Source organism: Sphingobium sp. FW305-3-2-15-F-TSA7 (genome assembly GCF_058787155.1).
Map to the genome: position 1 here is coordinate 1 of NZ_JBYSZM010000056.1, position 26,983 is coordinate 26,983.

The 26,983-nt window shown below is 65.6% G+C and carries 28 protein-coding genes and 1 pseudogene; 11 read left to right on the forward strand and 18 right to left on the reverse strand.

Features of this window, described 5'->3' with window-relative positions; all coding sequences use genetic code 11:
- Together AC3WN8_RS28650 and AC3WN8_RS28655 are read left to right on the forward strand one after the other, a co-directional pair.
- Positions 1-522, forward strand: a pseudogene (locus AC3WN8_RS28650) (TonB-dependent receptor); the annotation flags it as partial.
- Between the two features lie 62 nt (positions 523-584).
- Positions 585-1,445 (forward strand): glucosamine kinase nucleotide-binding domain-containing protein, encoded by an 861-nt coding sequence (locus tag AC3WN8_RS28655; protein ID WP_492672934.1) that lies wholly within the window; start codon positions 585-587, stop codon positions 1,443-1,445.
- A gap of 188 nt (positions 1,446-1,633) precedes the next feature.
- Here the strand turns inward: AC3WN8_RS28655 and nagA are convergent, their stop codons facing one another.
- Both nagA and AC3WN8_RS28665 read right to left on the reverse strand, forming a co-directional pair.
- Positions 1,634-2,785 (reverse strand): N-acetylglucosamine-6-phosphate deacetylase, encoded by a 1,152-nt coding sequence (gene nagA, locus AC3WN8_RS28660; RefSeq protein WP_492672935.1) that lies wholly within the window; start codon positions 2,783-2,785, stop codon positions 1,634-1,636.
- On the reverse strand, positions 2,782-3,822 hold the full coding sequence (locus AC3WN8_RS28665; RefSeq protein ID WP_492672936.1) for an SIS domain-containing protein: 1,041 nt from the start codon (positions 3,820-3,822) through the stop codon (positions 2,782-2,784). Before AC3WN8_RS28665 ends, nagA begins: the two co-directional genes overlap by 4 nt.
- Positions 3,823-3,893: 71 nt before the next feature.
- Between AC3WN8_RS28665 and AC3WN8_RS28670 the strand changes: the two genes are divergently transcribed.
- Complete coding sequence (locus AC3WN8_RS28670; protein WP_492672937.1) at positions 3,894-4,775, forward strand: N-acetylmuramic acid 6-phosphate etherase; 882 nt, start codon at positions 3,894-3,896, stop codon at positions 4,773-4,775.
- On the opposite strand, the gene AC3WN8_RS28675 is transcribed toward AC3WN8_RS28670, so the two are convergent.
- From AC3WN8_RS28675 to AC3WN8_RS28700, 6 genes are all read right to left on the reverse strand, one after another.
- A complete protein-coding gene (locus AC3WN8_RS28675; RefSeq protein ID WP_492672938.1) occupies positions 4,772-5,953 on the reverse strand; it encodes a BaiN/RdsA family NAD(P)/FAD-dependent oxidoreductase in 1,182 nt (393 codons plus the stop codon). The two genes, AC3WN8_RS28670 and AC3WN8_RS28675, sit on opposite strands and share 4 nt — an antisense overlap.
- 60 nt (positions 5,954-6,013) lie before the next feature.
- Positions 6,014-7,174: an alpha-hydroxy acid oxidase gene (locus tag AC3WN8_RS28680; RefSeq protein WP_492672939.1), complete on the reverse strand. Its 1,161-nt coding sequence runs from the start codon at positions 7,172-7,174 to the stop codon at positions 6,014-6,016.
- Positions 7,175-7,262: 88 nt separating this feature from the next.
- Positions 7,263-7,787, reverse strand: a complete 525-nt coding sequence (locus AC3WN8_RS28685) for an SRPBCC domain-containing protein (protein WP_492672940.1) — start codon at positions 7,785-7,787, stop codon at positions 7,263-7,265.
- Positions 7,788-7,792: 5 nt separating this feature from the next.
- On the reverse strand, positions 7,793-8,128 hold the full coding sequence (locus AC3WN8_RS28690) for an ArsR/SmtB family transcription factor (RefSeq protein ID WP_492672941.1): 336 nt from the start codon (positions 8,126-8,128) through the stop codon (positions 7,793-7,795).
- Positions 8,129-8,233: 105 nt separating this feature from the next.
- Complete coding sequence (locus AC3WN8_RS28695; RefSeq protein WP_492672942.1) at positions 8,234-8,653, reverse strand: CHRD domain-containing protein; 420 nt, start codon at positions 8,651-8,653, stop codon at positions 8,234-8,236.
- 110 nt (positions 8,654-8,763) lie between these two features.
- The gene (locus AC3WN8_RS28700; protein ID WP_492672943.1) at positions 8,764-9,552 is read right to left on the reverse strand and encodes an AraC family transcriptional regulator; all 789 of its coding nucleotides are present in this window, start codon (positions 9,550-9,552) and stop codon (positions 8,764-8,766) included.
- An 87-nt stretch (positions 9,553-9,639) separates the two neighbouring features.
- On the opposite strand from AC3WN8_RS28700, the gene AC3WN8_RS28705 reads away from it, so the two are divergent.
- Positions 9,640-10,902 (forward strand): MFS transporter, encoded by a 1,263-nt coding sequence (locus AC3WN8_RS28705; RefSeq protein ID WP_492672944.1) that lies wholly within the window; start codon positions 9,640-9,642, stop codon positions 10,900-10,902.
- Here AC3WN8_RS28705 and AC3WN8_RS28710 read toward each other — a convergent pair.
- Together AC3WN8_RS28710 and AC3WN8_RS28715 are read right to left on the reverse strand one after the other, a co-directional pair.
- Positions 10,892-11,524, reverse strand: coding sequence for an esterase/lipase family protein (locus AC3WN8_RS28710; protein ID WP_492672945.1), 633 nt, complete (start codon positions 11,522-11,524; stop codon positions 10,892-10,894). The two genes, AC3WN8_RS28705 and AC3WN8_RS28710, sit on opposite strands and share 11 nt — an antisense overlap.
- Positions 11,525-11,552: 28 nt before the next feature.
- On the reverse strand, positions 11,553-13,076 hold the full coding sequence (locus AC3WN8_RS28715; protein WP_492672946.1) for a M20/M25/M40 family metallo-hydrolase: 1,524 nt from the start codon (positions 13,074-13,076) through the stop codon (positions 11,553-11,555).
- A 175-nt stretch (positions 13,077-13,251) separates the two neighbouring features.
- Here AC3WN8_RS28715 and AC3WN8_RS28720 point away from each other — a divergent pair, with 175 nt between their 5' ends.
- Positions 13,252-14,472, forward strand: a complete 1,221-nt coding sequence (locus tag AC3WN8_RS28720) for a hypothetical protein (protein ID WP_492672947.1) — start codon at positions 13,252-13,254, stop codon at positions 14,470-14,472.
- Here the strand turns inward: AC3WN8_RS28720 and AC3WN8_RS28725 are convergent.
- A complete protein-coding gene (locus AC3WN8_RS28725) occupies positions 14,420-15,757 on the reverse strand; it encodes a sensor histidine kinase (protein ID WP_492672948.1) in 1,338 nt (445 codons plus the stop codon). The genes AC3WN8_RS28720 and AC3WN8_RS28725 overlap by 53 nt on opposite strands.
- A gap of 10 nt (positions 15,758-15,767) precedes the next feature.
- Positions 15,768-16,493: a response regulator gene (locus tag AC3WN8_RS28730; protein ID WP_492672961.1), complete on the reverse strand. Its 726-nt coding sequence runs from the start codon at positions 16,491-16,493 to the stop codon at positions 15,768-15,770.
- Between the two features lie 147 nt (positions 16,494-16,640).
- Between AC3WN8_RS28730 and AC3WN8_RS28735 the strand changes: the two genes are divergently transcribed.
- Positions 16,641-17,450, forward strand: coding sequence for a MipA/OmpV family protein (locus AC3WN8_RS28735; protein ID WP_492672949.1), 810 nt, complete (start codon positions 16,641-16,643; stop codon positions 17,448-17,450).
- Positions 17,447-17,782, forward strand: a complete 336-nt coding sequence (locus tag AC3WN8_RS28740; RefSeq protein WP_492672950.1) for a hypothetical protein — start codon at positions 17,447-17,449, stop codon at positions 17,780-17,782. The genes AC3WN8_RS28735 and AC3WN8_RS28740 overlap by 4 nt, the downstream gene beginning before the upstream one ends.
- Here the strand turns inward: AC3WN8_RS28740 and AC3WN8_RS28745 are convergent.
- From AC3WN8_RS28745 to AC3WN8_RS28765, 5 genes are all read right to left on the reverse strand, one after another.
- Entirely contained in the window at positions 17,758-18,963 is a 1,206-nt protein-coding gene (locus AC3WN8_RS28745; protein ID WP_492672951.1) for a dicarboxylate/amino acid:cation symporter, read from the reverse strand. The genes AC3WN8_RS28740 and AC3WN8_RS28745 overlap by 25 nt on opposite strands.
- Before the next feature lie 138 nt (positions 18,964-19,101).
- Entirely contained in the window at positions 19,102-20,103 is a 1,002-nt protein-coding gene (gene dgcN, locus AC3WN8_RS28750) for an N-acetyltransferase DgcN (RefSeq protein WP_492672952.1), read from the reverse strand.
- A 68-nt stretch (positions 20,104-20,171) separates the two neighbouring features.
- A complete protein-coding gene (locus AC3WN8_RS28755; RefSeq protein WP_492672953.1) occupies positions 20,172-21,056 on the reverse strand; it encodes a LysR family transcriptional regulator in 885 nt (294 codons plus the stop codon).
- A gap of 66 nt (positions 21,057-21,122) precedes the next feature.
- The gene (locus AC3WN8_RS28760; protein WP_492672954.1) at positions 21,123-21,806 is read right to left on the reverse strand and encodes an RES family NAD+ phosphorylase; all 684 of its coding nucleotides are present in this window, start codon (positions 21,804-21,806) and stop codon (positions 21,123-21,125) included.
- A gap of 10 nt (positions 21,807-21,816) precedes the next feature.
- The gene (locus tag AC3WN8_RS28765) at positions 21,817-22,257 is read right to left on the reverse strand and encodes an antitoxin Xre-like helix-turn-helix domain-containing protein (RefSeq protein WP_492672955.1); all 441 of its coding nucleotides are present in this window, start codon (positions 22,255-22,257) and stop codon (positions 21,817-21,819) included.
- A 119-nt stretch (positions 22,258-22,376) separates the two neighbouring features.
- Here AC3WN8_RS28765 and AC3WN8_RS28770 point away from each other — a divergent pair, with 119 nt between their 5' ends.
- From AC3WN8_RS28770 to AC3WN8_RS28780, 3 genes are all read left to right on the forward strand, one after another.
- A complete protein-coding gene (locus AC3WN8_RS28770) occupies positions 22,377-24,485 on the forward strand; it encodes a catalase (RefSeq protein ID WP_492672956.1) in 2,109 nt (702 codons plus the stop codon).
- Between the two features lie 93 nt (positions 24,486-24,578).
- On the forward strand, positions 24,579-25,046 hold the full coding sequence (locus AC3WN8_RS28775; protein WP_492672957.1) for a GreA/GreB family elongation factor: 468 nt from the start codon (positions 24,579-24,581) through the stop codon (positions 25,044-25,046).
- Between the two features lie 143 nt (positions 25,047-25,189).
- On the forward strand, positions 25,190-25,900 hold the full coding sequence (locus AC3WN8_RS28780; RefSeq protein ID WP_492672958.1) for an HPP family protein: 711 nt from the start codon (positions 25,190-25,192) through the stop codon (positions 25,898-25,900).
- Here AC3WN8_RS28780 and AC3WN8_RS28785 read toward each other — a convergent pair.
- The gene (locus AC3WN8_RS28785; RefSeq protein ID WP_492672959.1) at positions 25,897-26,253 is read right to left on the reverse strand and encodes a YbaN family protein; all 357 of its coding nucleotides are present in this window, start codon (positions 26,251-26,253) and stop codon (positions 25,897-25,899) included. The genes AC3WN8_RS28780 and AC3WN8_RS28785 overlap by 4 nt on opposite strands.
- A gap of 333 nt (positions 26,254-26,586) precedes the next feature.
- Between AC3WN8_RS28785 and AC3WN8_RS28790 the strand changes: the two genes are divergently transcribed.
- Positions 26,587-26,910, forward strand: a complete 324-nt coding sequence (locus AC3WN8_RS28790) for a DMT family transporter (protein WP_492672960.1) — start codon at positions 26,587-26,589, stop codon at positions 26,908-26,910.
- Positions 26,911-26,983 lie beyond the last annotated feature (73 nt).

The window sequence follows — 26,983 nt, forward strand, 5'->3', positions numbered from 1 at the left end:
CGCTTCGGCGGCGGTGGCGGTCGCGGCGGGCAGGGCGGCGGCCGTATCCAGCTCGGCCTCTACCACACTTGGCACCTGACCGAATCGATCCTGATCGCACCGGGCGTTCCAAAACTCGACCTGCTGAACGGCGACGCCGTCGGATCCTCGGGCGGCCAGCCGCGCCACGAGATCGAGGCACGCGCGGGCTACACCAATAATGGCCTGGGTGCGCGTCTGAGCGTCAATTGGGAAAGCGGCACGCATGTTGACGGTGCGCTCGGCGGCACCTCACGCCTCGATTTCGGCGATCTGGCGACGGCCAATCTACGACTGTTCGCCAATCTGGGGCAGATGCCCAAGCTGGTGACGGCGCATCCTTTCCTGCGCGGCACCCAGGTGACGCTGTCGGTGAACAATATCCTCAACAGCCGGCGCTCGGTCAACGACGCGACGGGCGCGACGCCGCTGCGCTATCAGCCGGCCTATCTTGATCCGATCGGCCGCAGCGTCATGCTGAGTGTCCGGAAGCTCTTTTTCTAGGACGGAGCCCGCTTCTCGGGTTAGAGCGGGCGTATGCACAATATGATCCGGTTGCCGCCCGCATGACCTATTTTCTCGGCATCGATGCGGGCGGGAGCCATTGCCGGAGCCGGCTGGTCGACCAGGCCGGAACAATCCTCGGGACCGGGGAGACCGGGCCGGCCAATGCCAAGATCGGCATGGATCGGCTTTATGCCACGCTGCGCGACGCCGCCGATCAGGCGATCGCGGTGGCTGGCCTCGATGATGCCGCTGTCGCCAGGGTCCGCGCGGGCATGGGCATTGCCGGCATCCGGCGCCCCGGCGTGCGCGCGGCGTTGGCCGAACTGGCATTTCCTTTCGCCTCTGTGGCGTTCGAGACCGATGGGGCCATCGCCAATATCGGCGCGCATCGCGGCGGTGACGGCGCGGTGCTGGTGATCGGCACGGGCAGCATCGCCCAGCTCCGCGTCGGCGGGCGCGATTTCTCGATCGGCGGCTACGGCTTCCCGATCTCGGACGAGGGCAGCGGTGCGGCACTGGGATTGAGCGCGATGCGCCACGCGCTGCGTGCGCTCGACGGGCGTACCCAGCGCACGCCGCTCAGCACCGCCGTTTCCGAGCGTTTCGGTCACGACACCCTCCAGGCCGTCGCCTGGATGGATGAAGCGACACCCAAGGATTATGCGGCGCTCGCGCCGCTGGTGATGGACTATGCCGAGGCGGACGACGCGATCGCGCGCTCGATCGTCGAAGATGCCGCGCTGCATATCGAACGCTTCATCGAGACCATCTTTGCTCAGGGAGCGCCGGCATGCGCGCTTGCCGGCGGACTGGCGCAGCGCATGCGCCCCTGGCTACGCGAGCGCACCGTTGCGAAGCTGAGCGAACCGCAGGGCGATCCGCTCGACGGCGCGCTTCTGCTGGCGGGGTTTGGGCGGTAGCCTCGCTCTAAACTCGCCCGTCACCCCAGCGAAGGCTGGGGTCTGCCAACCAGATGGCGTCTTGCCCTCCATGTCATCCCCGCGAACGCGGGGATCCAGCTTCTTCTTCTTTTTCTGGAAGCTTCACGGAATAGCTGGATCCCCGCGTGCGCGGGGATGACAGGTTTATCGTGATGGAGTGGGGAGCCTCACTCCCCCAATGTCGAAACCTTGCCGCCGATCCATGTCCGCCTCACCCGCCGGTCCCGATCGAGATGCACGAGATCGGCCGCCAGGCCGGGCGCGATCGCGCCGGTGCGGTCGGTCAGGCCCAGGAACGTGGCGGGATTGCCGCTGGCCGCGCGCGATGCCTCGACCAGCGAAAGCCCGAGCCAGTCCATCGCGTTGCGGAATGCCTCCGCCATGGTCAGCGCCGAGCCGGCCAGAGTGCCATCCGGTCCGCGGCAAATGCCGTCGATCACGCGGATCTCGCGGCCCATCAGCGTGAAGTGCGACAGCACTCCGCCAACCGGGGGCATGGCGTCGGTCACCAGCATCACGCCGTCGATGCCGCGCGCGCGCACCGCGATCGTCATCGCAGCGGCATGAACATGATGGCCGTCGACGATCAGTCCGAAGCGGCTCGTCCGATCCTCGATCGCGGCGCCGACCATGCCGGGTTCACGGCTCCCGAGCTGCGTCATCGCGTTGAACAAATGTGTGAAGCCGTGCAGGCCCTCGGCAAGCGCTGTGCGGGTCTGGTCATAATCGGCCATGCTATGCCCCGCCGCGACGATCACACCGCCATCGGCGAGGGCGCGGATCGTGCCGGCGGGCGCGAGTTCGGGGGCGATCGTCACCAGCCTTTTGCCGGGGCCGGGCCGCGACAGAAGCGCGATCGTATCGGCGTCGAGAATGCGGAATTTCGATGCGTCATGGATGCCGCGCTTGTCGGCATTCAGGAACGGTCCCTCGACATGGATGCCGAGCACGCCGGGTTCACCCGCAGCGATCGCCGTATCGACGGCGTCGATCGCTTGTCGAACCACGGGCAATTCGTCGCTGATCAATGTCGGCAGCAGTCCCGTCGTCCCGTAGCGCCGATGCGCTGCCGCGATCGCACGGATACCATCGGTTGTCGGTGCATCGTTGAACAGCACGTCGCCGCCACCATTCACCTGCACGTCGATGAAGCCGGGCAACAGCCAGCCGCCGTCCAGGTCGATCGTCTCGACGCCGGATGCCAGGCTTCGCTCAGGCAGGATCGCGGCGATCCGCGCGCCTTCCAGTAGCAGCGCATAATCCTCGATCACCGCGTCGGGCGTGACGATGCCCGCGCCCCTGAGAGCAATCCGGGTCATAATGTGCGCGTCACCTTGGCCAGATAGGGCGGATGATCGGGGTCGCGGCCGCGAGCCAGCGAAAGCGCGTTGGCGAAGCGGTAGAAACTCTGGATCATCGCGATCGCGCCGAGCACGGGATGCGCGCCGTCGATCGACGGCAGGACGATCGATGCGCCCGCAAGATCGATGCGCTGGCCGGTCGCGATCACCGTCGCGCCGCGATCGGCGAAGCCGGCGATCCGTTCGCTCAGGCCGGTGCGCGCTTCGTCGGCGGGGCCGAAGACGAAGACCGGATCGGCGGCCTCCACCAATGTCATCGGGCCATGCGCCACTTCGGCGCTGCTGAACGCTTCGGCATGGAGGCCCGAGGTTTCCTTGAACTTGAGCGCGGCTTCGCCAGCGATCGGAAAGGTCAGGCCGCGGCCGAGCACGAGCAGGCTCGTCGCATCGGCAAGCGGTGCGACGGCGGCGCTCCAGTCGAGCGCCCAGGCGGCGCGCAGCGTGTCCCCGATGCGATCCAGCGCATCGAGCAATGCGGCGTCGCCGCTCCATTCGGCGGTCAGATGCGCGAGCGCTGCCAGTGCGGCGATGAAGCTCTTGGTCGCCGCGACGCTGGTTTCCTGTCCGGCGTGGAGCGGCAGCAGGATATCGGCCATTTCCGCCAGCGGCGAGGTCTCGTCATTGACCAGCGCGATCAGCACCGCGCCGGCGGCCTGCGCCTCTTCGGCGGCGCGGAGCAGATCGGGGCTGCGCCCGGATTGCGAGATCGCGACCATCGGCACGCCGCTCAGGCGCGGCGAGGTCGCATGATACAGCGCGCCGATCGAGGGCGCATGGCTCAGCGTCGGCAGCTTCAGCCGGGTTTCGAACAGGACCTTGGCAAAACCCGCCGCCTGATCGGAGCTGCCGCGCGCCAGGGTCGCGGCAAAGGGGGGATCGAGTTTGCGCAGCCGTTCGGCCGAGGCCTTCACCGCGTCGCGGTTGCGTTCGATCTGGCGTTCGCAGACCGAGGCGGCTTCACCTGCCTCGCGGATCATCAGGCTTTCGGTTGGCATGACGTCTTCAATAGCGATGGCGCGCGCCACGCCAATCATTAATAGGAGCAGATCGTTATGCAGGAGGCGAGATGTCCACCGAAACCGTCGATCCGCGCTTCGTCGATATCGACCTTTGGCCGACCGAAACCGCGGTCGAGGCAATGCTGGAAGGGCAGCTGGCCGCGATCGCGGCATTGAAGAGCCAGGTCGGCGCGCTCGCACGTGCCAGCGACGCGGCGGCCGATCGGCTCAACCGGGGCGGGCGGCTCGTCTATGTCGGCGCCGGCACTTCGGGGCGGATCGCGGTCCAGGACGGCGTCGAGCTGACGCCGACCTATGATTGGCCGTCCGATCGGCTGGTCTATCTGATGGCGGGCGGTATGGGTGCGCTGACCGAGAGCGTCGAAGGTGCCGAGGATGATGCCGACGCCGCACGCGCGGAGATCGCAGCGGCCGGGGTCGGCCCGCTCGACGTCGTCATCGGCGTCGCCGCGAGCGGCCGCACGCCCTATACCGTCGCCGCAATCGAAGCCGGGCGTGCGGCAGGCGCTCTCACCATCGGGATCGCCAACAATCATGGCGCACCGCTGCTCGTCGCGGCTGAGCATGCGCTGCTGATCGAAACCGGGAGCGAACTCGTCGCCGGCTCGACACGGATGAAGGCGGGGACCGCGCAAAAGGCGGTGCTGAACCTGTTCTCGACCGCGACGATGCTGCGCTGCGGACGCGTCTATCGCGGGCTGATGGTCGATATGCGTATTTCCAACGCCAAATTGCAGAAGCGCGGCGCGGCGATGGTCCGCGACATTGCGGGCGTCGATGATGCGGGCGCGCAGGCGGCGCTCGATATGGCGGGGCGGAGCATCAAGGCAGCCGTGCTCATTGCCCGCGGCGCGAACGCGGAACAGGCGCGAGAACGGTTGGCGAAGGCGAACGGCAACCTACGCTCAGCGCTCGCGCAAAAATCCTAAAGTACCTGCCCGGCAGCCCAGCCGCTGGCCCAGGCCCATTGGAAATTATAGCCGCCGAGCCAGCCGGTGACGTCGACGGCCTCGCCGATCGCGTAGAGCCCGGGCATCTTGCGGGCCTCCATGGTCTGGGACGACAGCCCGTCGGTGGCGATGCCGCCCACCGTCACTTCGGCCTTGGCGAAGCCCTCGCTGCCATTGGGCATGAAGCGCCAGTCCGCGATCGCGCGCTCCGCCTGTTTCAACGCAGCGTCGCTTTGCGCGCCGAGCTCGCCTGCCGGCAGCCTTTCCGCAAGTGCCGTTGCCAGCCGATCGGGCAGGACCGTGCCCAATATGGCACGCAATGTCGTGCGCGGGCGCTGACGTTTGGCTTGGATCAGCCAATCCGCCTCCGCCTTGGGTGCGAAGTCGATCGAGATATGCTGGCCATGCCGCCAATAGGATGAGATCTGGAGGATCGCGGGGCCGGAAAGGCCGCGATGCGTGAACAGCGCGGCTTCCGCGAAGCTCGTTTTGCCGCAACTGGCGATGACGGGGGCCGAGACGCCGGAGAGCGACCGGAACAGCGCTTCGCTGTCCGGCAGCGTGAGCGGAACCAGCGCGGGGCGGGGCTCCACCACTTTCAACCCGAAACGGCGCGCGAGATCATAAGCGAAGCCGGTAGCGCCCAGTTTCGGAATCGACGGGCCGCCCGTCGCGATCACCAATGCCGGCGCGGTCGAGACGTGGGCGCCATGTGTCACGCGGAACATGCCGTCGGCATGGGTGACATCGCGGATCGTCGCGCCCAGTGCCAGCGTCACATCGCCGGCGTCGCATTCGTCGAGGAGCATCCCGACGATCTGGCGGGCGGAGCCGTCGCAGAAGAGTTGGCCGAGCGTCTTTTCGTGCCAGGCGATGCCATGGCGATCGACCAGGTCGATGAAATCTTGCGCGGTGTAGCGGCGCAGCGCCGATTTGGCGAAATGCGGATTGGACGACAGATAGCGATCGGGCGCGACATGGATGTTGGTGAAGTTGCAGCGCCCGCCGCCCGAGATCAGGATCTTCTTTCCCGCCGCATCGGCATGATCGACCACCAATACGCGCCGTCCGCGTTGCCCGGCCATCGCCGCACACATGAGTCCGGCACCGCCGGCACCGAGGATGATCGCATCGAACTGGTTGGCGGCGGCGGGCATGGCGATGCACGTGGCACAGATCAGCGTGGCGGGGGAGGGGCGTTTTGCATTCGCCTGCCGTCAGGCGGGAGAAACCCTGCGAATGTGCCGATGCTCGATCGCATCGATGCCGTTGATCCCGGCCAGCATCATCGTACGATCGAATTCCTCGCGCAGCAGCGTCAGCGCCCGATCGACACCGGCTTCGCCACCGGCGGCCAGGCCGTAAAGATAGGGGCGCCCGACCGAGCAGCCGGTCGCACCGAGCGCCAGCGCCTTCACCACGTCCGATCCGCGCCGGATGCCGCCGTCGCAGATCACGTCGGGGCCATCGCCCAGCGCCTCGCGGATCGCGGCGATCTGATCGACCGGGGCCGGGGCGCCGTCGAGCTGGCGCCCGCCATGGTTGGAGATCATCACGCCCGTCGCGCCCGCCGCGATCGCATGTTTTGCATCTTCGGGCGACATCACCCCCTTGATGGAAAGCGGCCCGCCCCATTCGGCGGCGAGCCATTCGACATCGCGCCAGGTCAATGTGCGGTCGAACTGCCCGCCGATATAATCGAACAGGCTCATCGGCCCGTCGGCCAGCGCATCGACGCGGTGGCTGACATTGGCGAAGTCGAAACGGGCGCCCGAGAGCGCGGGGATCGACCAGCCCGGATGACGGGCGAAGCTGAGCATCGAACGTAGCGTCAGGCGCGGGGGAACCGACAGACCGTTGACCCGGTCGCGTTCGCGATTGCCCGCGACCGGCGTATCGACGGTGAGCGCAAGGCCGTGAAATCCGGCCGTCTTGCAACGCGCGACGAATTCGGCGGTGAGGCCGCGATCCTTGAAGATATAGATCTGGAAGACCTTGGGTCCGTCAAAGGCCCTGGCGAGATCCTCCAGCCGCGTCGTGCCCAGCGTGGAGAGGCCATAGGGCAGGCCGTGGCGCGCTGCGGCACGGGCGACGGCGAGTTCGGCATCGCCATGGAACATCCGGTTGAGCCCGGTCGGCGACAGCATCAGCGGCCAGGCGGCGGGCTGCCCGAACAGCGTGGTCTCGGTCCGGACTTGCGAGACGTCGACCAGCACGTCGGGCACCAGTTCGTACCGCGCAAAGGCCGACATGTTGCGCGCGAGCGTCACTTCGTCATCGGCGCCGCCATCGATATAGTCGAAGATCGGTCGCGGCAGCCGCCGTCGCGCCATCAGGCGCAGGTCCGCGATATTATAAGCGCGCTCCAGCCGTCCCACCCTGATCTCCACAAAGCTGCCCGGTCACGTGCCGGGCTGGCCATTTCCTATCAGGATGCGGAAAACGCGCCAGCCCGAACGCGTGAGATCAGGCCGGTTGTGCGGCAAGCACCGCATCGAGCTGTTCGAAGCTGCCGCCCCAGCCCTGGTTCATCGAGGGGATCTGCTCGACGAAGATACGGCATTCCTCCGCCGTGGCGCCGATCGGTTCGGAAGTCAGCGTCATCCGGGTGCGGGCACCGTCATCCTCGAATTGCACGCTGTTGAGCAGTTCGAGCGGCCAGACGCCGTCGAAAAAGGGTGCTCGCGCCAATTCCCCTCGATCGTCGGCGAAGGAATGTACCCAGCTCAGGCGTGAAGGCTCGGTCACTTCGCGATGGACGAACCTGGCCCAGATGGCGCCGCCGCCGGACATATCCATGCGCAGATGCGTGATGCCGCCGGGGCGCGGATCGTGGGCGAGGACCGTAGTGGTCGTGCCCTTGGGGCCGAACCAGCGGGCGAGCAAGACCGGATCGGTCCATGCTCGCCACACCAGTGGGCGGGGCGCTTCGAGCATGCGCGTCATGGTGAAGTGGGCGTGGCCGGTTTCGCTGGTTCCGGTGTCGGTCATCGGCTTCATCCTTTGTTTTCGGGTTTCTGCAAATCGGCGAGCAACTCGTCGAGCCGGTCGAAACTGTCTTCCCAGAGCTGGCGCACGCCATCGATCCAGGCGCTGGCCTCGGCGAGTGCCGCCGTGTTCAATCGCCGCGGCCGCGACTGGGCGGCGCGGCCGCGTTCGATCAGCCCCGCGCCCTCGAGCACCTTCAGATGCTTCGAGATCGCGGGCTGGCTGATGCCGAACGGTTTCTGGAGATCGCCGACAGTTGCCTCGCCACGGGCTAGCATGGCGAGAATGCCTCGACGCGTTGGATCGGCGAGCGCGGCGAATTTGAGGTTGAGCGAGTCGTTCATAACGATTCAGATATATATCTAGATAGTTATATTATCAAGCGGGCGCGTCACGGCGCTGCGCGGATGGTGGCGCAATCGAACCCGTCCGTCGTCTTGCTTGGTGGGCTAGTTGCCGAACTGTCCGCGCACCGCGCCCTTGGGGAAGGCGGCGTTGTGGACATTGACATAATAGTCGGCGGGATTGGCGATCAGCGCGGCGACGACGGCTGCATCCGTTGCCTTGCAACCTTCCGACGTCCCGTTGGCGGGTGCGTCGAGCGTCACCACCGGCGGGCCGGCGACGCCGGTCGCGCCCTTGTGGATGTGCGCCATGGTCGCCGCATCGATGCCGTCGACCGAAAGCGTGTAGCAAACCTCGCCCTTTGCGGCGTTGACCGTCACGGTGGCGGTTCCGCTGCCGTCGGGGTCGCCTGGACCCGGGATTTCCGCCGCGCCGTTCATTTTGGTCACCATTTTCGCAGGCGCGGCGGCGAGCGTCGGCGCCGCAACCATTGCGGTCGCCAACAGGATCGGGATCGTTCGCATGGCATCTCTCCTCGTCGATAATACCCGATCATAGGGCTTGCGATGAACGGGGCGCCATTCCTTTGTCACCCCGCCCAGGGCATCGACCCCGCATTGTCATCGTCTCGACGCTAGGCCGTGGAAAGTCTCTCGGCGCGATACCGCGCCGGCGAGATGCCCAGCAGCCGCTTGAACATCGTTGAGAAAGCGGCGGGGCTGTCATAGCCGAGATCCATCGCGATCATGGTGACGGTGGCGCCGTCGGCGAGGCGGGGAAGGGCGACGAGCAGGCATGCCTGTTGTCGCCACTCGCCGAAGCTCATGCCGGTTTCGCGTCGGAAGGTTCGGGTGAATGTGCGTCTTTCCAAGCCCAGGCGTGCTGCCCAGTCGTCGATGGTGTCGTGCGGGGCCGGGGTTTCGAGAAAATCGTGACACAGGCGCGCCAATGCCGGGCTGGTTGGGAAGGGCACTGCCAGGGGAATGCACGGTGCGCGCTCGAGCTCGGCGACGATCAGCGCCATGATCAGGCCGTCGCGGCCGGCCATGTCATATTGGGGATCGATATCGACCGACACGGCGAGCAGGCTGCGCAGCAGCGGGGAGACGGCCAGGACCATGCACTCGGCGCCGAGCGCACGGCCTGCGGTTGCGTTGAGCAACAGGCTGCGGGTCGAGACCGGACCGACCATGCGCACCGCGTGCATCGTGCCCGCCGGAATCCAGACCGCGCGTTCGGGCGGGGCGATCCAGACACCCTGGGGCGTGGTGGCGACGACCACGCCGCTGGCAGCATAAAGCAGCTGCCCACGCCCATGGCGATGCGGTGCGAGTTCGAACGATGGTGGATAATCGTTGCCGATCGCCACCACCGGTCGCGGCGCATGATCATAATCGTCAGGGTCGGTCCACGGTTTGGCCATGTCCCACTCGCAAAACTGAAAGTCCCAACCGAAGATGCGGGACAGATTTGCCCGGCCTATCGCATCGTGACGTCAAAGGAAATGCCGATGTCCAGCCATCCGATCGATGCCGCACCCCAGCCTGTCGCGCCGCAGCCCATCGCGATCGAAACCACCGTCTTCCCGGTGATCTTCGCGATCAGCTTCTGCCACCTGCTCAACGACATGATGCAGGCGCTGCTGCCGGCCATCTATCCCAATCTGAAGGATGAGCTGGGGCTCAGCTTCAGCCAGATCGGCCTGGTGACCCTGGTCTATCAGATCACCGCCTCGATCCTGCAGCCGCTGATCGGCCTCTATTCGGACAAGCGGCCAGTGCCGCTGGCGCTGCCGGGCGGGACCTTGTTCTCGCTCGCCGGGCTCGTCGTGCTGTCGGTCGCGCACAGCTATGCCTTGCTGCTGGTGGGGGCATCGCTGCTGGGCATGGGATCGTCGGTGTTCCACCCCGAATCCTCGCGTGTCGCCCGGATGGCGGCGGGACCGCGCAAGGGGATGGCACAATCGCTGTTCCAGGTGGGCGGCAATGCCGGCTCGGCGCTGGGGCCGCTCGCCGCCGCATTGGTGGTCGTGCGCTTCGGCCAGAACAGCCTCGCTTTCTTCGCGCTGCTCGCTTTGCTCTCCTGCGCGATCCTGTGGCAGGTGGGCATCTGGTATCGCGACCATGGTCTGGCGCGGTTGAGGGCGGGCCATAAGCGGCTGGAGGGGCTGGAGCTGCCGCGCGGCACGGCGCGCAGGGGCATCCTCATCCTGCTGGCGCTGACATTCTCGAAATATGTCTACCTGGGCAGCATCACGAGCTATTTCACATTCTACCTGATCCACCGGTTCGGCGTGTCGGTGGAGACCGCGCAGTTCCATTTGTTCGTGTTCCTCGGCGCGGTCGCGGTCGGCACATTCGTCGGCGGACCTATCGGCGATCGCATCGGCCGCAAATTCGTGATCTGGATCTCGATCCTGGCGGTGCTGCCGTTCAGCCTGTTGATGCCGCATGTCGACCTGTTCTGGACGAGCGTGCTCAGCGTCGTGATCGGCCTGTTGCTGGCATCGGCCTTTCCCGCGATCGTCGTGTTCGCGCAGGAATTGATGCCGGGCAAGGTCGGCATGATCTCAGGCATGTTCTTCGGCTTTTCGTTCGGCGTGGGCGGGCTCGGCGCGGCGGTGCTGGGCGAGGTCGCGGACGTCTACGGGATCGAGACGGTCTATATGATCTGCTCGTTCCTGCCGGCGATCGGGCTGATCGCGGCCTTCCTGCCCGATATGCGGCATCCACGGCCCGGGCCCGAAATGGTCGAGGTGGCTGCTATCGGTTGAAGGCGCCGCTCTGCAGGAACGCCAATGTCTGGGCGCGGACGCGGCGGTCATAGACCATCAGCGTATGCGATACCGGCAGCACGATATGGTCGCGCATGCCGGCAAGCCGGGTGGCGCTGACGCTCACCTTGCCGTCATTGGGCCGCGGCAGCAGCAATTTGGGAAAGATCGGGTCGAGCGCGCGGTCGCCCGCGATCACGCCAAGATCGAAATCGACTGGACCGAGCAATGCTTCGTCGGCCGCTGTCCGTCCGGTGCGGAGATGCGCGCCGCTGGCGCCCAGCATGACTCCGTCCATCCTCAACCGGAACAGCAGATCGGCGAGTTCGCTGCCGGCATTGGGCAGCCCGAGCATGACGACGCGTCCGGGCCGCGCCGGGCGGTGAGCCTTGAACAAGGCACGCGCGACCAGCCCGCCCAGCGAATGCGTCACCATATGCAGAGGGCCGTCGCACGCGGCCGCGAATGCCGCGATGCGCGGTTGCAGCCGGTCGACGATCGCATTCAGCGATCGCCGCGCCGGATAATGCGGCGCCAGCGTCGCATAGCCTGCCTTGCGTAGCGCCATCGCCAGGCTGCGCATCGAATGGCCGGTGCGGCCATGGCCGTGCAGCAGTAACACGCCGCCGCACGGCCCACCGGTTTCGGCGTCAGGCAGTCGCCGCCACCTGATAGAGGAAATCGACGAAGGCGAGCGCCGCATCGTCCATGCCGAGCACCTTGGGATTGGCGCTTTCGATCAGGAAGAACTCGTTCGGCGCGTGCGCACCCGAGCCGTGACCGAGGCCGAACTGGCCGGCCGGCAGGTTGAGCGGCGGACCGGTGAAGATCACGCCCGGCCAGCTGCCCGCGATACGCGGATAGACCGTGGTCTGGACGCCGAACCGCTCATAGGTGGCGAGCTGTGCGCGGGTGAGTGCGGCGGTCTCCGGCGTTTCGGTGGGGCCATAGCCGCCGGTGACGTTCACTTCGACATCGTTGAAACCACGCTTGTCGAGATGCGCGCGCAGTTTCGCGATCGTCTCTTCCTTGGTCATGTTGGGCACCAGCCGCATCTCGACCTTCGCGACGGCACGGCCGGGCAGCACGGTCTTGCCGCCGGGGCCGGTATAGCCTGAGACCAGGCCCTGGATATTGATCGTCGGCACCGCGGCCAGCCGTTCGAGCGATTGCTCCCACGTCATGTCGTCGATCCAGCGCTGGACGCCGAGCTGTTTCTTGGTCGAGGCTTCGTCGGTCTTGGCCGCTGTCGCCGCGATCAGGGCGCGCTCGCGATCGGTGAGCGGACGCACCTGATCCTGGATGCCGTCGATCATCACGGTGTTGCCGTCGGGGCTGACCAGCGTCGACAATGCCGCGACCAGCCGCCATGGCGGGCTGTCGACACGCGCCTTTTCGCTCGAATGGATGTCGCCCTTGGGGCCGCGACCCCATTTCTCGCCGGAGACGACGATCTCCATCTCGATCGCGCCCTTGGCGCCCAGGAACAGGGTCACCGCGCCATTCGCCGGATTTTGCGCGGCGAAGGGGATGATCACGCCCACGCTCTTCTTCAGCGCCTCGGCGACGTTGGGCTTGGTAACGATCTCGTGGAAATTGGGCGACGCGATCTCTTCCTCGCCTTCGGCGACGAGCACGAGGTTGACGGGCAGCTTGCGGCCTGCCGCCTTCATCGCGTGAAGCGCTGCAAGAACCGTTGCTTCCGGGCCCTTCTGGTTCACCGCGCCGCGGCCCATGATAACCTTGCCCATGCCCGGGCGGTCGAGGATCCGGCCCTCCAGCGGCGGGCTTTCCCATTCCGACGCGACGAACTGCTTCACGTCGTACATGAAATACAGGCCCAGCGTCTTCTTCGCGCCCGCATCGAGCGTGGCGAACACGCCTGGCTTGCCCTTGGACGGCACGATCTCGGCATGCTGGAAACCCGCATCGAGCGCGAGCTTGCGCATATATTCGGCACCCGCAGGATAGTTGAGATTCTCCGCCGCGATCGAAGGCAGCGCGATCCAGTCCTGCAGCCGCTTTACCGAAGCGTCGTGGCCTGTCGCGATCGCCTTTTTGACGTCCGCCAGCTTGTCGGTCTTCGCCAGCGCCGCGCCCGGCGCCATCATCGCTGCACCCGTGACCGCTGCCGCGCTCGCCAGCAAGGTGCGCCGATCCGTTCCTTTGTTCATCCCGTCCGCCATGATGATCCCTTTGTTGGTGTTCGGCACAGCAGTATCCGTTGAGACGACAATCGCAAGCGGCAGACGTCATTGGTCGAAAGCTGAAGGTGATGATTGTGGATATGATTGACCGGTGATGGCCGCGGGGTACGCCTTGCGGCCTTCGAAAGGAGGGGGCGGGACGGTGTATCGTCAACTGATCGTGATGCTCGGGCTGCTGTTCTTCTCCCAGCGCGCGCCGGCGGAGGCCCCGACTCGTGTGATCGTACTCGGCGTCGAACATGCCGCGCAGCTTGTCGCCAGGGGCGACCAGCCGGGTGCGCTCGCTGCCTTTGCCAGGGCGCTCGCGCCCGACGCGATCTGCATCGAACGGGCGCCGGAGCAGTTCGCGCGCGGCGACCATTATGAATTCACCTACGAGATCCAGAGCGTCCTGTTGCCGCTGGCGGCGGAAACGGGCGTCGATCTCTGCCCGATCGACTGGATGCCTCCGGTCGAGGACCAGAGGCTGGCGCTAGGCCTCGATCTGGAAGCGCCGCCGGAGATCCGCCCGCAATCGGGCTTTCGCGGATTTCTGAGCTTTCCCGACGCGGCGATACTCAGGCGCGACCTGTTCGATGCCGATCGTGCCGAAACGACCGAGCCGACGCGCCGATGGGCCGGGACCGCCGCGCTCAGCGCCAGCCGTGATTTTCCCCGGCGGCTCTATCTCTACCGCACCTTCATGCAGGCTCAGCGGATTCGAGCAGCGGCGACTCAGCGATCGGGCGGCACCGTGCTGGTGGTGGTCGGCCAGTTCCACAAGCCCGATATCGAGGCGATCCTGCGTGACGATCCGGCGATCGCGTTGATCCAGCCGTCGAGCCTGCCACGTCCCACGCCGGGCGAAATCGAACAGGCGACGACGCAGGCGCATCGCGCCGCGATCCTGGCGTTCAACCTGCTTGGCGTGCAGGGGGATGGCGGGCCGGTCGATTGGCCATGGATGGGCGATGTGCTCCAGATGTTCAAGGCTGGTTCGCCGGGGCCGGAGGCTCGGCTCTATCGTATCCGCTATCGCGAATTGACCCGTGCGGCGGCGGCCGAGGAAACGATCGAGGCGTATCGCAAGCTCGTCCGCGATCCTGCCGCCGCCGTCATGCCGATCTGGAACGGGGTGAAGGATCGTGCGCGGATCGATTCCTATTTCGACCCCTTCGGCAATCTAACCGTCGCCCAGCGTGCGGGCGTCGAGCTGGCGCGTTGCCTGGCAACCAAGGGCCGTCAGCGCGAAGCCGCGGACGAGCTGGCGCGGGTTCGTGCCGGGCTTTCCGAACGGAAGGCGCGTCAGTTGGACGGCTATGCCGCGCGCTTCATGGGCGGCGCGTTTCCTTCGGATCGAACGGCAGCGACACCCGCACGGTGAATCCGTCGGGCTCGCGGAGGAACGCGATGCTACCGTGCTGGCCAATCACGGCCTCACGCGCGATGGTGAGGCCAAGGCCGGTCCCGCCGGATTCGCGATTGCGCGATACTTCGAGCCGTTCGAACGGCTCGAAGGCACGATCGGCCTGATCGGGCGGGATGCCTGGGCCGCGATCGACGATATCGACGATCGCGACATTGCTTGCGGCGGAAAGCCGGATCTTCACGGCCTCGCCATATTTGCAGCCATTGGCGATCAGATTGGTGAAGGCGCGCTTGATCGCGACCGGGCGGCAACGCAGCGCCAGATGGTCCGGACCGTCATACTCCACGCTTTCGCCCGCGTCGGAGAAAGTATCGGCCAGGCTGATGAGCAGGGCTCCCAGATCGATCACCTGTTCCTGTTCGCGCCGCATTTCCGCACCGGCAAAAGCGAGCGCATCGGACAACATGGTTTCCATATCGCCGATATCGGCCAGCATGCGTTCGCGCTGATCGTCGGGGACATATTCGGCGAGCAATCGCAGCCGGGTGAGCGGTGTGCGCAGATCGTGCGAGATGGCGGCGAGCATCTGGGTGCGGCCGTCGACATGACGTTTCAGCCGCATCTGCATTTCGTTGAAGGTTTCGGCGATCGCCGCATATTCCGGGGCGCTCATGCCCGTGATCAGTGTCGGCTCGCGTTCCCGCCCCATTTTTTCGGCGGCGGCCGAGAGCCGGCTGAGCGGGCGCAGGATCATCCGCGCCATCGCGTAGGAAAAGAGGATGATGAACAGGATCCGGCCGACAAGGCCGCTCAGGTAGAAGGCGTAGCGGCTGAAATTATCCGCCGGTGCCTTTTCGCGGACGATCAGCCAGGTGTTCTCGTCGAGCTGGGCCGCGATCTGAAGGTCGCGCAGCGTCCGCGACGACAAGGCGTCCTGCAACGGATCATCGCCCTGATGGCGGGCCATCAGGATCACCTGCGGCGCTTGCGGGCCATAGCGAAACGGCCCGATGACGGCGTCGTCGGGAATGGCGGGCAGCACTTTATAGTCGAGCGTCTTTGCGGAATCGAGGCGCGCCAGCGCCGCTGCGCGCTCGGCCGGCGGCGTCGACAGCACGGTCTTTGCGGCCTCCTCGATCGCGTCGGACAGCCAGCTTCTCTGCACGACGAGCTCGGGCGCCGGCGGCAATATGTCGCGCAAACCGCGTTCGAGCACGCCCGCGATCAGGATCGCGAGCACCAGCGCGACGGCGACGCGCGGGGCGACGCCAAGCCGGGTGAGCGGCCAGAACCCCTTCATCGCTCGCGCCTCATACATGGTCCTCCGTGACCGGCGCGGACAGGAAATAGCCGCCGTTGCGGACGGTCTTGATCAGCAGCGGCGCGTTGGGATTGGTTTCGATCTTGCGCCGCAGCCGGCTCATCTGCACGTCGATGCTGCGATCGATATTGATGCTCGAACGACCATGGACGAGATCGAGCAACTGATCGCGGCTCATCACGCTTTGCGGATGCTGGACCAATGTGGTCAGCAGATCGAACTCGCCGCTGGTCAATTCGGTCAATGCACCTTCGGGGGACAGCAGCGTGCGTCGGCCCGTATCGAGCGTCCAGCCGGCGAACCGATAGAGGCCGGGCGATCGGCCGCTGCGTTCGCTCGCCTGCTGTCCGGTCCGGCGGAGCACTGCGCGGATCCGGGCAAGCAGCTCGCGCGGGTTGAACGGTTTGGCGACATAGTCATCGGCGCCCAGTTCCAGCCCGACGACGCGGTCGGTGTCGCCACCGCGCGCGGTCAGCAGGATCACCGGTATATTGCCTTCCGCGCGCAAGCGGCTGCACAGGGTGAAGCCGTCATCGCCGGGCAGCATCACGTCGAGCACGATCAGGTCGGGGCGGGTGGCGCGCATGCGAGCGCGCATTTCGTGGCCATCACGCGCCTCGCCGACACTCAGGCCGTGATCGGCCAGGAAACGGCCGAGCATTGTCCGGATATGCAGATCGTCATCGACGACAAGGATATGGGGCTTGGCGCTCATCCCGGGCTTGATGCGCATATGATCGTGCGAAGTCCAACGCGATCGACCGGCTGAAACAAACTGAAACACGATGTCATCGCGCCGTAATCGCCGGCGCTGCGCCCTGGGGTAATTCCGCCGCAGTTTCCCCAGCCAAAGGCGGTCGTCATGCCAGAACTGCGTACATCGTTCCACATCATCGCGGGCTGCCTCGCCCTTGGCGCCTTGTCGCCCGATCGCGCCGCCGCCCAGCCGCAGGAGAAGGAGGAGGACGATTGGCAGGTGACGATCGGCGCGGGCGTTCTCGTCATGCCCGATTATGAGGGATCGAACGATCTTCGCGTGCTGCCGTTTCCCGTGCTGGCGCTCGACTACAAGAATATCGTGTCGATCCGCGGACCGCAGATCCAGGTCTCGATCGCCGATGTGAAGCTGTCCGACGATGTACGGCTGCGCTTCGGTCCGTCGGCCCGTTATCGGCAGGGACGGGACGAGAGCGACAATTCCGATCTGATCGGGCTGGGCGATGTCGACGGGTCGGCCGAGATCGGCGGTTTCGCGCGTGTCGGCAGTGATCGCTGGTGGCTGCAGCTGAGCGGTGGAAAGGATGTGGCGAACGGTCACGACGGCATCGTCGCTGAGGTCGAAGCGGGAATCCGGTTCGACCTGACGGACTCGTTGTCGGCACAGCTCAGCGGCACGGCGTCCTGGGCGGATCGCAAATATATGCGGAGCAATTTCGGGATCGATGCAGTGCAGGCGGCTGCGAGTGGTCTGTCGCGCTTTTCGCCCGATGCGGGGCTGAAGGATGCCGGCGCCGGTGTCGGCCTGAACTATCGGATCGATCGGCGCTGGAGCATCGGTGGCGATGCCGGCTATCGACGATTGCTCGGCGATGCCGCGGACAGCCCGATCGTATCGAAACGCGGATCGGCCAATCAGCTTCATGGCCTGCTCTATGTGAGCTACCGGCTATGAGCGGGTTTTCCCAGCTCGAGCTCACCGTCATCCGGCTCGCGGCCGCACCGAGGGAAGCGCGTTCGGCCGGCGCACGCCGATTGCCGCGCATCACCCGTTTCGTCGGGCGCCGACATGGCAATCCTCAGCCGCTCGCCAATCCCCGGCTGGAAGCGCTTCGCGCGATGGCGGCATTGCTGCATCGCCGCTTTTCGGTGTCGCCCGAGGAAATCGACGCATTTCTGGCGGCCGGCTGGTGCGAAGGGGATCTACGGCGAGTCGAGGTCGCGGTGGATTCGCTGCCAGCGATCCACCGGGTCGAGGATAATTACGTGTCGTCGCGGGAGCGGTAGACAGCCTCGTCGAGCTCGCCTTCCCAGCGCGCCACCGTGGTCGCGACGGTCAGGTTCGCGCTGGCGCTGGGCACGGTGCGGGTCATGTCGAGCAGGCGGTCGAACGGCAGGACGAAGCCGACGACGAGCGCGGTCTGTTCGGGCGCGATGCCGACCGCGGAGAGCACGGCGGCGAGCATGAACAAGGATGCCGAAGGCATCGGCGCGGTGCCGAAAGCGGCCAGCGCGCCGGTCAGCAGCACGACACCGTAGATTTGCGGCGTCATCGGTGTGCCGAACGCCTGAAGCGCGAACATGCTGAGCAGGCCGACATACATGGCCGTGCCGTCCTTGCCGATGCTCGCGCCCAGCGGCAGCACGGTGGAGAAGACCGATCGGCCGACCCCGAGATTCTTTTCGGCGACGCGCATCGCCACTGGCAGCGTCGCCGAACTCGATGCGGTCGAGAAGGCGACGGCGAGCGCATCGATGATCCCCTTGAAGAACGGCATCACGGGCAATCGCGCGAACAATTTCAGGATCAGGCTGTGGACGAGCACGATCTGCAACGCCGATCCGACGACCACGGCCAGCGCCAGCCAGCCGACATGGACGAAGACGCCCGTGCCGTTCGCCGCGACAGCATTGGCGATCAGTGCGAAGACGCCGAAGGGTGTCGCCTCCATGATGACGCCGACGATCTTGAGCAGCACGGCCGAGATGGACTGGAGCAGATTGGCCAGCGGCTTGCCCGCTTCGCCGGCAAGCACCGTGCCGACGCCGAGCAGGATCGCGACGAAGATCAGCGCGAGCATGTCGCCCTTGGCCAGGGCTTCGACGATATTGGTGGGGATGATGCCGAGGAGCTGCTCATAAGGCGTGAGCGGCGTACCCAGTGCGTGCGGCGCGGCGGTGCCGAGCGCTGCACCTTCGCCGGGCCGGAGCAACGTCGCGACGCCCATGCCGATCGATACGGCGATCGCGGTGGTGAAGGCGAACAGGCCGACGGTGCGGCCGCCCAGGCTGCCCAGCCTTTTTGGATCGGCTAGCGAGGTGATGCCCGCCGCGATCGTGATCAGCACGATCGGCGCCACCAGCATGCGGATCGCACGCACGAACAGGTCGCCCATGAATGCGACCGACGGCGTTGCCGACGGCCAGACCAATGCGAAGATCAGGCCGAGCGCGAGTGCGCCCAGCACACGCTTCCACAGCGCGATCCCGAACCAGGCGCGCAGCAGCGTTATCGGCCTGCTCCTGCCGCACGCGCGGAGAGACGGTCAGGGCATTGTCGTGCCGTCATCCTGCATTCCCCTCCGCTGTCGTTTTCGACGTGCCGGTCAGTTCGCCAGCAATGCATCGACGATCGTATCGGTGCCGAAGGCGATCGGATCGGTGCAGGGCAGGCCGAGCTGCTCCGCAATGGTGTCGCACAGCTTGCGCGCTTCGTCACGATCCATCGCCGAGGTGTTGAGGCAGATGCCGACCGCGCGGACATCGGGGCTGGTGAGCCGGGCGACGCGCAGATTATGCTCCAGGCATTCGGCGAGATCGGGCAGCGCCCGGCCGGGAATGCCGCGCATATGCTCGCGGACCGGATCATGGCACATCACCAGCGCTTCGGCCTGGGCGCCGTGGAGCAGCCCCGTCGACACGCCCGCGAAAGACGGGTGGAACAGCGACCCCTGGCCCTCGATCACGTCCCAGCCATTGTCATTGCGCGCAGGCGCCAGCCGTTCGATCGCGCCCGAGATGAAATCGGCGACCACCGCATCGACGGGGACGCCGTCACCGGCAATCAATATGCCCGTCTGCCCGGTCGCGCGGAAATCGGCCGGAATGCCGCGTGCGCGGATCGCACGGGCCAGGGCGATGGTGGTGTACATCTTGCCGACCGAGCAGTCGGTGCCGACGGTCAGCAGCCGGTGTCCGGCGCGCGGCTCGCCGGTGCCGACGGGCAGATCGGCCGGCGGATCGCGGACATCGAACAGGGTCAGGCCGCGCTCCGCCGCAAGTGCTGCGAGTTGAGGCACGTCGCGCAGCCGCTGATGAAGGCCGGCGGCGACGTTCATGCCGGATTCGAGCGCTGCGATCGCATCGGCGATCAGGTCGCTGCCCATCTTGCCGCCGGAATTGGCGATGCCGAGGACAAGCGTCTTCGCACCGGCCGCGGCGCCTTCGGCCATGGTCAACCGGGGCAGGCCGAGCGTGAGCGGACCATCGTCGTGGCGGAACTCGCCGACGCAATCCTCGGGGCGGAATTCGGCGAGGCCGCGCGAAGTCTTGATGCCGACCGCGTCAGCGCTGCGGCCAAGATAGAGAAGATAAGGTGCTGGTATCATGGCAATCAGCGTATCGTCGCCTGCGTTGTTCTGCGCATAGCGAGTGGAATGCCGGCCATAGCCTGTCGTTATGGCGTGTCGATGACGCGTGCGAGGGTCTTGAGGAACTCGGTGGCCAGCGCGGTGGGCGGGCGGTTGAGCAGGAACATGGCGTGCACATCGAAGGTCAGTTGCGGCTTGAGTGGCCGGACCGACAGGCCCGGGGTCAGCGACGCCTGGGCGGTGAAGCTGTCGACCACCGCCATGCCGACGCCCTGCCGGACCAGCGATGTCGCGATGTAGAAGGTGCGCGCCGAAACCACCTCGTCGAGTTCGAGGTCGAGGCGCTGAAGTTCCTGCCCGAACAGCTGGCCGATCGGGCCGCTTGCCGCCAGGCTGACGAAACGATGGCCGCGCAGGCATTCCAGTTCGATGCGCGGCGGCGCATTGGGCATGTCCTGTTCGCGATACAGCACGACCAGTTCGCCTTCGCCCAGCCAGCGCTGACCGACCGGCGCCGCGGGCGGTACTTCATAGGCGATCGCGATGTCGGTCTCGCGCTCATAGAGTTTGCGCAGCAGATCGTCGTGATGGACGGTCTGCAGGTCGAACCGGACATTCTCATGCGCGCGCAGGAAACGCGAAACCGCGGTCGGCAAGGCGTCGAGCGCGAGCGAGGGCAAAGCCGAGACGCGCAGGATCCCGCTCGATCCCCGTCGCAGATTCCGTCCGGCTTCGCGCAGCGCATAGACGCGATCCTGGATTTCGCTGACTTCGGTGAACAGGGTATGGGCATCCTCGGTCGGGACCAGCCGCCCATTGGTGCGTTCGAACAGAGGAAAGCCGAGCAGCGATTCGGCGTGGCGCAACATCTTCGAGACCGAGGGCTGCGACACGTTGAGCGCGCGTGCAGCGGCGCTGACCGACCCGTTCACATAGACGGCGTGGAAGATCTCGATATGGCGCAGGTTCATGAATGTGCTTCCGACATGGCCTTAGCCTAGGCATCGCAGGCAGTTGGGGCAACGCCCCGATCGAGATCAGATTCGCTCGACCCGCGGCTCGGGCCTGCCCGACCAGGTGATGCGGTGGACATCTCCCTGCGCGACCGACTGGACGGCATGCGGAAAGAGGACCGCGAAACAGGTGCCGCCAGGATGGCGGACCGAAGGATAGATGATGCCGTTCAGCCCGCGCGCACGAGTGGTGTCGGCCAGGGCGTTTCCGACCGGATAGCCCATCGCCTTGTCCGGAGAGAGGGCAGGGTGATCCGGCATGCCACGCAGATCGACGAACTCGCCGGCGAGGCTGGCGAACATCTCGGCATAATCGACCACGGCATTGAAATCGCCGGCATCGGCCAGCGCCTGGGTCAGATGAAACGTCACTTCCGCGATTGCCGTCTCGACTGCGAGTGCGGCGTACCAGGCGCCGCGCTCGGGCCCGTTGAAGCGATTGGGTTCGCGCGGCTTTGCATAGGCGAAGCTGGCATTGACGAACCGCGCATGGGGCACGCCATGGAGCAACTCGCCCGCGGTGAGCCCGCTGGTGCCGCGCGCTTCGGCGAGCAGGCGGCTGCTGGTCGCGCCCTCGATCTCCGACAGTGCCGCCAGATCACCCTCATCGACCAGATCGAGCAGTACCGATGCGCGGAGGCGCGCCGTAGTGACGAGGCGGACAGTGCGCGGAAACGCATCGCGGATAATGGTCAGGCCATCGAGCATCGTTGCGGTATCAGAGGCCGCCGCGGACGGCGTCGACGTAGCGGCGCACGTCGAGCATCATCGGGATGCCGCCCTCGGTCATCGCGTCGATGGGGGAACGCCGCTGGAACAGCGGACCGCGATTGGACAAATGCGGCCAGCGATCGGCCATATCGTCGGCGAAAAGCAGATGAAGTCCCTTGAACACGCCGACCAGTGCCGAGACCCGCGTAAGCTGGTCCTGGCTCAGCGGGTGATCCCAGCTACCGCGCTTGATCCGGTCCCATGTGCTCGCCGAGACGCCGAGCAGGGCTGCCGCATCGGCATTGCCCAGGTCCCAACGCTTGGAAAGGCTGCGAAATGCCTTGAGCGCGACCGCGGACAGTCGCGCGCGATCGGCCTCGGCGGAAAAGCTCTGCGGCTCCAGCGATGGGATATCATTGGGAATTATTGCTGCGGTCACGGGCGTCATCTTCATCTCCTGATGCGAATATGCGCATCATTTGATGAAAAGTCAATGAAGTTGCCGGTCTGCGGATCGACTGCCGTTCGTCACGGGTTCTCATCCCAATCCAGTCCCGGGAGAGTAGCATGGCGATCAAGAGCGACGATTTCACCACGAATAGCGGCAATGGCGGCGAGACCCATCAGCAGGTGCCCGAAAAGGGCGCGCATGGTGATGGCAATACGCATCTGACCACGAACCAGGGCATCCGGGTCTCGGACAATCAGAACCAGCTGAAGACGGGCGCACGCGGTCCGGTGCTGCTCGAAGATTTCGTGCTGCGCGAGAAGATCTTCCATTTCGATCACGAGCGCATTCCGGAGCGTATCGTTCATGCACGCGGTTCGGCGGCGCACGGCTATTTCGAGCTTTATGAGAGTCTGGCCGACATCACCAAGGCCGACATATTTCAGCGCGCAGGCGAGAAAACACCGCTGTTCACGCGCTTTTCCACGGTGGCGGGCGGCGCCGGATCGGTCGATACGCCGCGCGACGTCCGGGGCTTTGCCGTCAAATTCTATACGAAGGAGGGGAATTGGGATCTGGTCGGCAATAATATCCCGGTATTCTTCATCCAGGATGCGATCAAATTCCCCGACCTCGTCCATTCGGTGAAGATGGAGGCCGATCGCGGCTATCCCCAGGCGGCGAGTGCGCATGATACTTTCTGGGACTTCATCTCGCTGATGCCCGAATCGACGCACATGATCATGTGGGCGATGTCGGATCGCACGATTCCCCGTTCGCTGCGGACGATCGAGGGGTTCGGCGTCCACACCTTCCGCATGGTGAATGCCAAGGGAAAATCCACGTTCGTGAAGTTCCATTGGAAGCCCAGACAGGGTGTGCAATCGACGATCTGGGACGAAGCCGTGAAGATCGCCGGCGCCGATCCCGATTTCCACCGCCGCGATCTGTTCGAGGCGATCGACACGGGCGATTTCCCCGAATGGGAACTGGGCGTCCAGGCGTTCGACGAGGCATTCGCGGATGCACTGCCTTATGACGTGCTCGATCCGACCAAGATCATCCCTGAGGAAGTGCTGCCCGTCCGTATCGTCGGCCGTATGGTGCTCGATCGCAATCCCGACAATTTTTTCGCGGAGACCGAGCAGGTCGCCTATTGCCCCGCAAATATCGTGCCCGGTCTGGATTTCACCAACGATCCGCTGCTCCAGGGGCGACTTTTCTCCTATCTCGACACGCAATTGAAGCGGCTGGGATCGACCAATTTCCACCAGATCCCGATCAATGCACCCAAATGCCCGGTGATGAATTTCCAGCGCGACGGTCATATGCAAATGGCTGTGCCCAAGGGGCGCGCGAATTATGAACCCAACAGTCTGAGCGAAGCGGGCGAGGCCGGTGGCCCGCGGGAATGCCCGCTGACCGGCTTCACCACGATCGAAGGCCGGGCGGAAGAGGAAGAGCAAGGCGGCAAGCTGCGCATCCGGCCGGAGAGCTTCGCCGACCATTACAGCCAGGCGCGGATGTTCTTCCGCTCGCTCGCCGCACCCGAGCAGGCGCATCTTGCCTCCGCACTGGTCTTCGAGCTGTCCAAGGTCGGGTTGGAGCATGTCCGCACGCGGATGATATCCAACCTGGTCAATGTCGATCCGAGCCTCGCAAAGCGCGTCGCTGGCGGGCTTGCGATGCCCTTGCCCAAAGCATCGAAGACCGCGGCACCGGTGCAGGATTTCGATCTGTCTCCGGCGCTGCGCATCATCGACGGCCCGCGCCAGCCCGAGACGATCGCCGGCCGCTCGATCGGCGTGTTGATCGCCGACGGATCGGATGCGAAGTCCGTCAAATCCGTGATCAAGTGGGTCGAGGACGCGGGCGGGCGTGCAATCGTCATTGCGCCCAAGGTGGGTGGCGCGAAGCTTTCGGACGGTGCTCTGTTCGCCGCCGATGGTCAGCTTGCGGGAACGCCGTCGGTGACGGTCGACGCGATCGCGGTGATCCTGTCTGACGATGGTTGCAAGGCGCTGCTGAACGACGCGGCGGCAGTGCAGTTCGTCATGGATGCCTTCGGCCATCTCAAGGCGATCGGTCATACGCCCGAAGCGCAGCCCTTGCTCGACAAGGCCGGGGTCGAACCGGACGAGGGCATTGTCGCGCTCGATAGGGGGTTCGTCGATGCGGCGGCGAAGCGCTACTGGACGCGCGAGCCGAAGCTCAGATTGCTTGCCTGAAGCACCAATGCGCGATCCCGGCTGGACTATCCCGGCCGGGCGCGCAAGAAGCCGCGCTTTGCGCGGATCTGCGCCACTGGGGAGGTTTTAAGGATGAGCGTCGCGTTCCGCCGCGAAAGCGACGAGGAGCATAAGGAGCCTCGTTTCGAGCTGCCGATTCCGGCCGGCCCCAATCTCGTCACCGCGCGTGGCCTGGCGCTGACGCGTGCGCGTATCGTTGCGCTGGAGGCGGAGATCGCGGCCGAGACCGACGAGGCCAAGCGCGAGGCGGCGCGGCGAGACCTGCGCTATTGGCACACCCGGCTGACCACGGCTGAACTCGTACCCTTGCCGGACCTTGAGGAAGTCAGTTTCGGCACGCGGGTTACCTTCCGGCTCAATGGCGCGGAACGCGTGCTCGACATCGTCGGCGATGATGAGTCGGAGCCTGCAGCCGGCCGTATTTCCTTTTCAGCCCCGCTTGCCCGAGCGCTCCTCGGTGGAATGCCGGGCGAGCACGTGGATTTCGGCGGCAAGGTCGAAGCGATCGAGATAGTGGGCATCGCCGCAATCCCCGACTGAGGGCCGCTGGGGCGGGGCATAGGCCCTTCGCTGATATCTGCACTTGTCCGCGGCGAGGCTTTCCTCGCTGGCGATCATGTCCGCGCTTGGGCATGGGCGCCCGTCCACCGGTCCTCCTTATTTCCGACGAGCCTGATCGCCCAATGCCCCTCCGACTCTTCAAGCCGCTTCTGGCGGGCGGCAGCCTTCGCGACCGTTTGATCGCCTGTATCGGCACACTCGCCGGCATTTGCCTGACGGGCTTCATCTGCGCACGAATGGGGGCAGGGGGCGAGGCGCTGCCGTTGCTCGTCGCACCGATCGGCGCCTCGGCGGTATTGTTGTTCGCCGTGCCCGCCAGCCCGCTCGCGCAACCCTGGTCGATCATCGGCGGCAATATCATCTCCGCGCTTGTCGGCACCACGGCGGCTTTGCTGATCCCCGACCGCGTGATCGCTGCCGGCGCGGCGGTTGCCGCGGCGACTCTCGCAATGTCGTTGCTGCGCTGCCTCCACCCGCCCGGCGGCGCGGCGGCATTGACCGCGGTGATCGGCGGCCCTGCCATTGCGGCCGCGGGCTATCATTTCGCGTTGATGCCGGTCGGGCTCAATTCCGTGTTGCTTGTCAGCATTGGCTGGCTGTTTCATCGGCTCTCCGGGCACAGCTATCCGCACCGCCCGGCGCCTGTCGCGCCTGTATCGATCCCGATCAGCGTGGCACCGGGGCTTTCGATCGAGGATATCGACCTGGCCCTGGCCGAGTTCGGCGAGACCTTCGACGTCAGCCGCGAGGATCTCGATGCCTTGTTCCGCAAAGCCGAAGCCAATGCCGCGCTGCGCCTGGCCCGCGAGGGACCAGGGGATTATGTGATCTAGCGTTTGCTCGGACGCGGGCGTGTGACGATGTAAAGCGCGCAGGCTGCCAGCATGGCGGCGATGCCCGCTGCGAGCCACGTCGATGGCCGTCCGCACCAATAGAACAGAATGAAGCCGATCGTGATGCCGGCACAGGCGGCGATCTTGCCACGTACCGGAATCGCGCCTTCCGCCCGCCATGCGCGCAGCGAAGGGCCGAAGCGCGGATGATCGAGCAACCACGCTTCGAAGCGCGGCGAGGAGCGGGCGAAGCATGATGCGGCAAGGATCAGGAAGATCGTGGTCGGCATCAATGGCAGAAAAGCGCCGACCACGCCGAGCCCGACGCACAAAAAGCCAAGCGCGAGCCACATCCCGCGAAGCCCGCGCATAGGCGGCATCGTGGATGGCTCTTCAGGCCGGGGCATGGCTTTCCATGCGCAACATCTCGTGGCGCGAGTGGGCCGCCGTCATCGCTTTTTCCATATATTCGAGATGGCTGGCGTCAATTGCCGAGATCCCCTGCGACTGAGGTGCGATGCCTGATCGTCTCTCCATCGATAGAGTAGTCGCGAACCATTCGCAACAAAGCCCGCGCATCTTGCCCAGAACATCGCTGCTGCCTATCTTCCGGACAGGGGCCACGACCCCACCCATCATGGGCAGCAACGACCGGGACGGCCCGGCCCTTTGAAAGGAGGGCCGCCATGGCCTGGATTCTTGTCTTGTTCGCGGGTCTGCTCGAAATCGTCTGGGCCTATTCGATGAAGCTGTCGGACGGTTTCACCCGTCCAGGCGCCACCACGGTGACGCTGGTCGCGATGGTCGCCAGCTTCGGCCTGTTGTCGCTCGCGATGCGCACGCTTCCGCTCGGAACCGCCTATACCGTCTGGACCGGCATCGGCGCGCTCGGCGCGTTCGTGCTTGGCATCGTCCTGCTCGGTGAACAGGCTGGTGCGGGCCGTATCTTCGCCGCGGTGTTGATCGTCGCCGGGCTGGTGCTGATGAAATTCTCGACGCCGTCGGCCTAGGCTGTGGTGACGATTTAATCATTTGAGCCATAGCATGATGCTGGCGAGTTTGATGAATCCGAGGAAGTGTTGG

Bases quoted from the DNA above. Each gene is read 5' to 3' on its own strand.
- AC3WN8_RS28655 (WP_492672934.1), top strand. From the start codon at position 585: ATGACCTATTTTCTCGGCATCGATGCGGGCGGGAGCCATTGCCGGAGC.
- nagA (WP_492672935.1), bottom strand. From the start codon at position 2,785: ATGACCCGGATTGCTCTCAGGGGCGCGGGCATCGTCACGCCCGACGCG.
- AC3WN8_RS28665 (WP_492672936.1), bottom strand. From the start codon at position 3,822: ATGCCAACCGAAAGCCTGATGATCCGCGAGGCAGGTGAAGCCGCCTCG.
- AC3WN8_RS28670 (WP_492672937.1), top strand. From the start codon at position 3,894: ATGTCCACCGAAACCGTCGATCCGCGCTTCGTCGATATCGACCTTTGG.
- AC3WN8_RS28675 (WP_492672938.1), bottom strand. From the start codon at position 5,953: ATGCCCGCCGCCGCCAACCAGTTCGATGCGATCATCCTCGGTGCCGGC.
- AC3WN8_RS28685 (WP_492672940.1), bottom strand. From the start codon at position 7,787: ATGACCGACACCGGAACCAGCGAAACCGGCCACGCCCACTTCACCATG.
- AC3WN8_RS28690 (WP_492672941.1), bottom strand. From the start codon at position 8,128: ATGAACGACTCGCTCAACCTCAAATTCGCCGCGCTCGCCGATCCAACG.
- AC3WN8_RS28695 (WP_492672942.1), bottom strand. From the start codon at position 8,653: ATGCGAACGATCCCGATCCTGTTGGCGACCGCAATGGTTGCGGCGCCG.
- AC3WN8_RS28700 (WP_492672943.1), bottom strand. From the start codon at position 9,552: ATGGCCAAACCGTGGACCGACCCTGACGATTATGATCATGCGCCGCGA.
- AC3WN8_RS28705 (WP_492672944.1), top strand. From the start codon at position 9,640: ATGTCCAGCCATCCGATCGATGCCGCACCCCAGCCTGTCGCGCCGCAG.
- AC3WN8_RS28715 (WP_492672946.1), bottom strand. From the start codon at position 13,076: ATGAACAAAGGAACGGATCGGCGCACCTTGCTGGCGAGCGCGGCAGCG.
- AC3WN8_RS28725 (WP_492672948.1), bottom strand. From the start codon at position 15,757: ATGAAGGGGTTCTGGCCGCTCACCCGGCTTGGCGTCGCCCCGCGCGTC.
- AC3WN8_RS28730 (WP_492672961.1), bottom strand. From the start codon at position 16,493: ATGAGCGCCAAGCCCCATATCCTTGTCGTCGATGACGATCTGCATATC.
- AC3WN8_RS28735 (WP_492672949.1), top strand. From the start codon at position 16,641: ATGCCAGAACTGCGTACATCGTTCCACATCATCGCGGGCTGCCTCGCC.
- AC3WN8_RS28740 (WP_492672950.1), top strand. From the start codon at position 17,447: ATGAGCGGGTTTTCCCAGCTCGAGCTCACCGTCATCCGGCTCGCGGCC.
- dgcN (WP_492672952.1), bottom strand. From the start codon at position 20,103: ATGATACCAGCACCTTATCTTCTCTATCTTGGCCGCAGCGCTGACGCG.
- AC3WN8_RS28755 (WP_492672953.1), bottom strand. From the start codon at position 21,056: ATGAACCTGCGCCATATCGAGATCTTCCACGCCGTCTATGTGAACGGG.
- AC3WN8_RS28760 (WP_492672954.1), bottom strand. From the start codon at position 21,806: ATGCTCGATGGCCTGACCATTATCCGCGATGCGTTTCCGCGCACTGTC.
- AC3WN8_RS28765 (WP_492672955.1), bottom strand. From the start codon at position 22,257: ATGACGCCCGTGACCGCAGCAATAATTCCCAATGATATCCCATCGCTG.
- AC3WN8_RS28770 (WP_492672956.1), top strand. From the start codon at position 22,377: ATGGCGATCAAGAGCGACGATTTCACCACGAATAGCGGCAATGGCGGC.
- AC3WN8_RS28775 (WP_492672957.1), top strand. From the start codon at position 24,579: ATGAGCGTCGCGTTCCGCCGCGAAAGCGACGAGGAGCATAAGGAGCCT.
- AC3WN8_RS28780 (WP_492672958.1), top strand. From the start codon at position 25,190: ATGCCCCTCCGACTCTTCAAGCCGCTTCTGGCGGGCGGCAGCCTTCGC.
- AC3WN8_RS28785 (WP_492672959.1), bottom strand. From the start codon at position 26,253: ATGTGGCTCGCGCTTGGCTTTTTGTGCGTCGGGCTCGGCGTGGTCGGC.
- AC3WN8_RS28790 (WP_492672960.1), top strand. From the start codon at position 26,587: ATGGCCTGGATTCTTGTCTTGTTCGCGGGTCTGCTCGAAATCGTCTGG.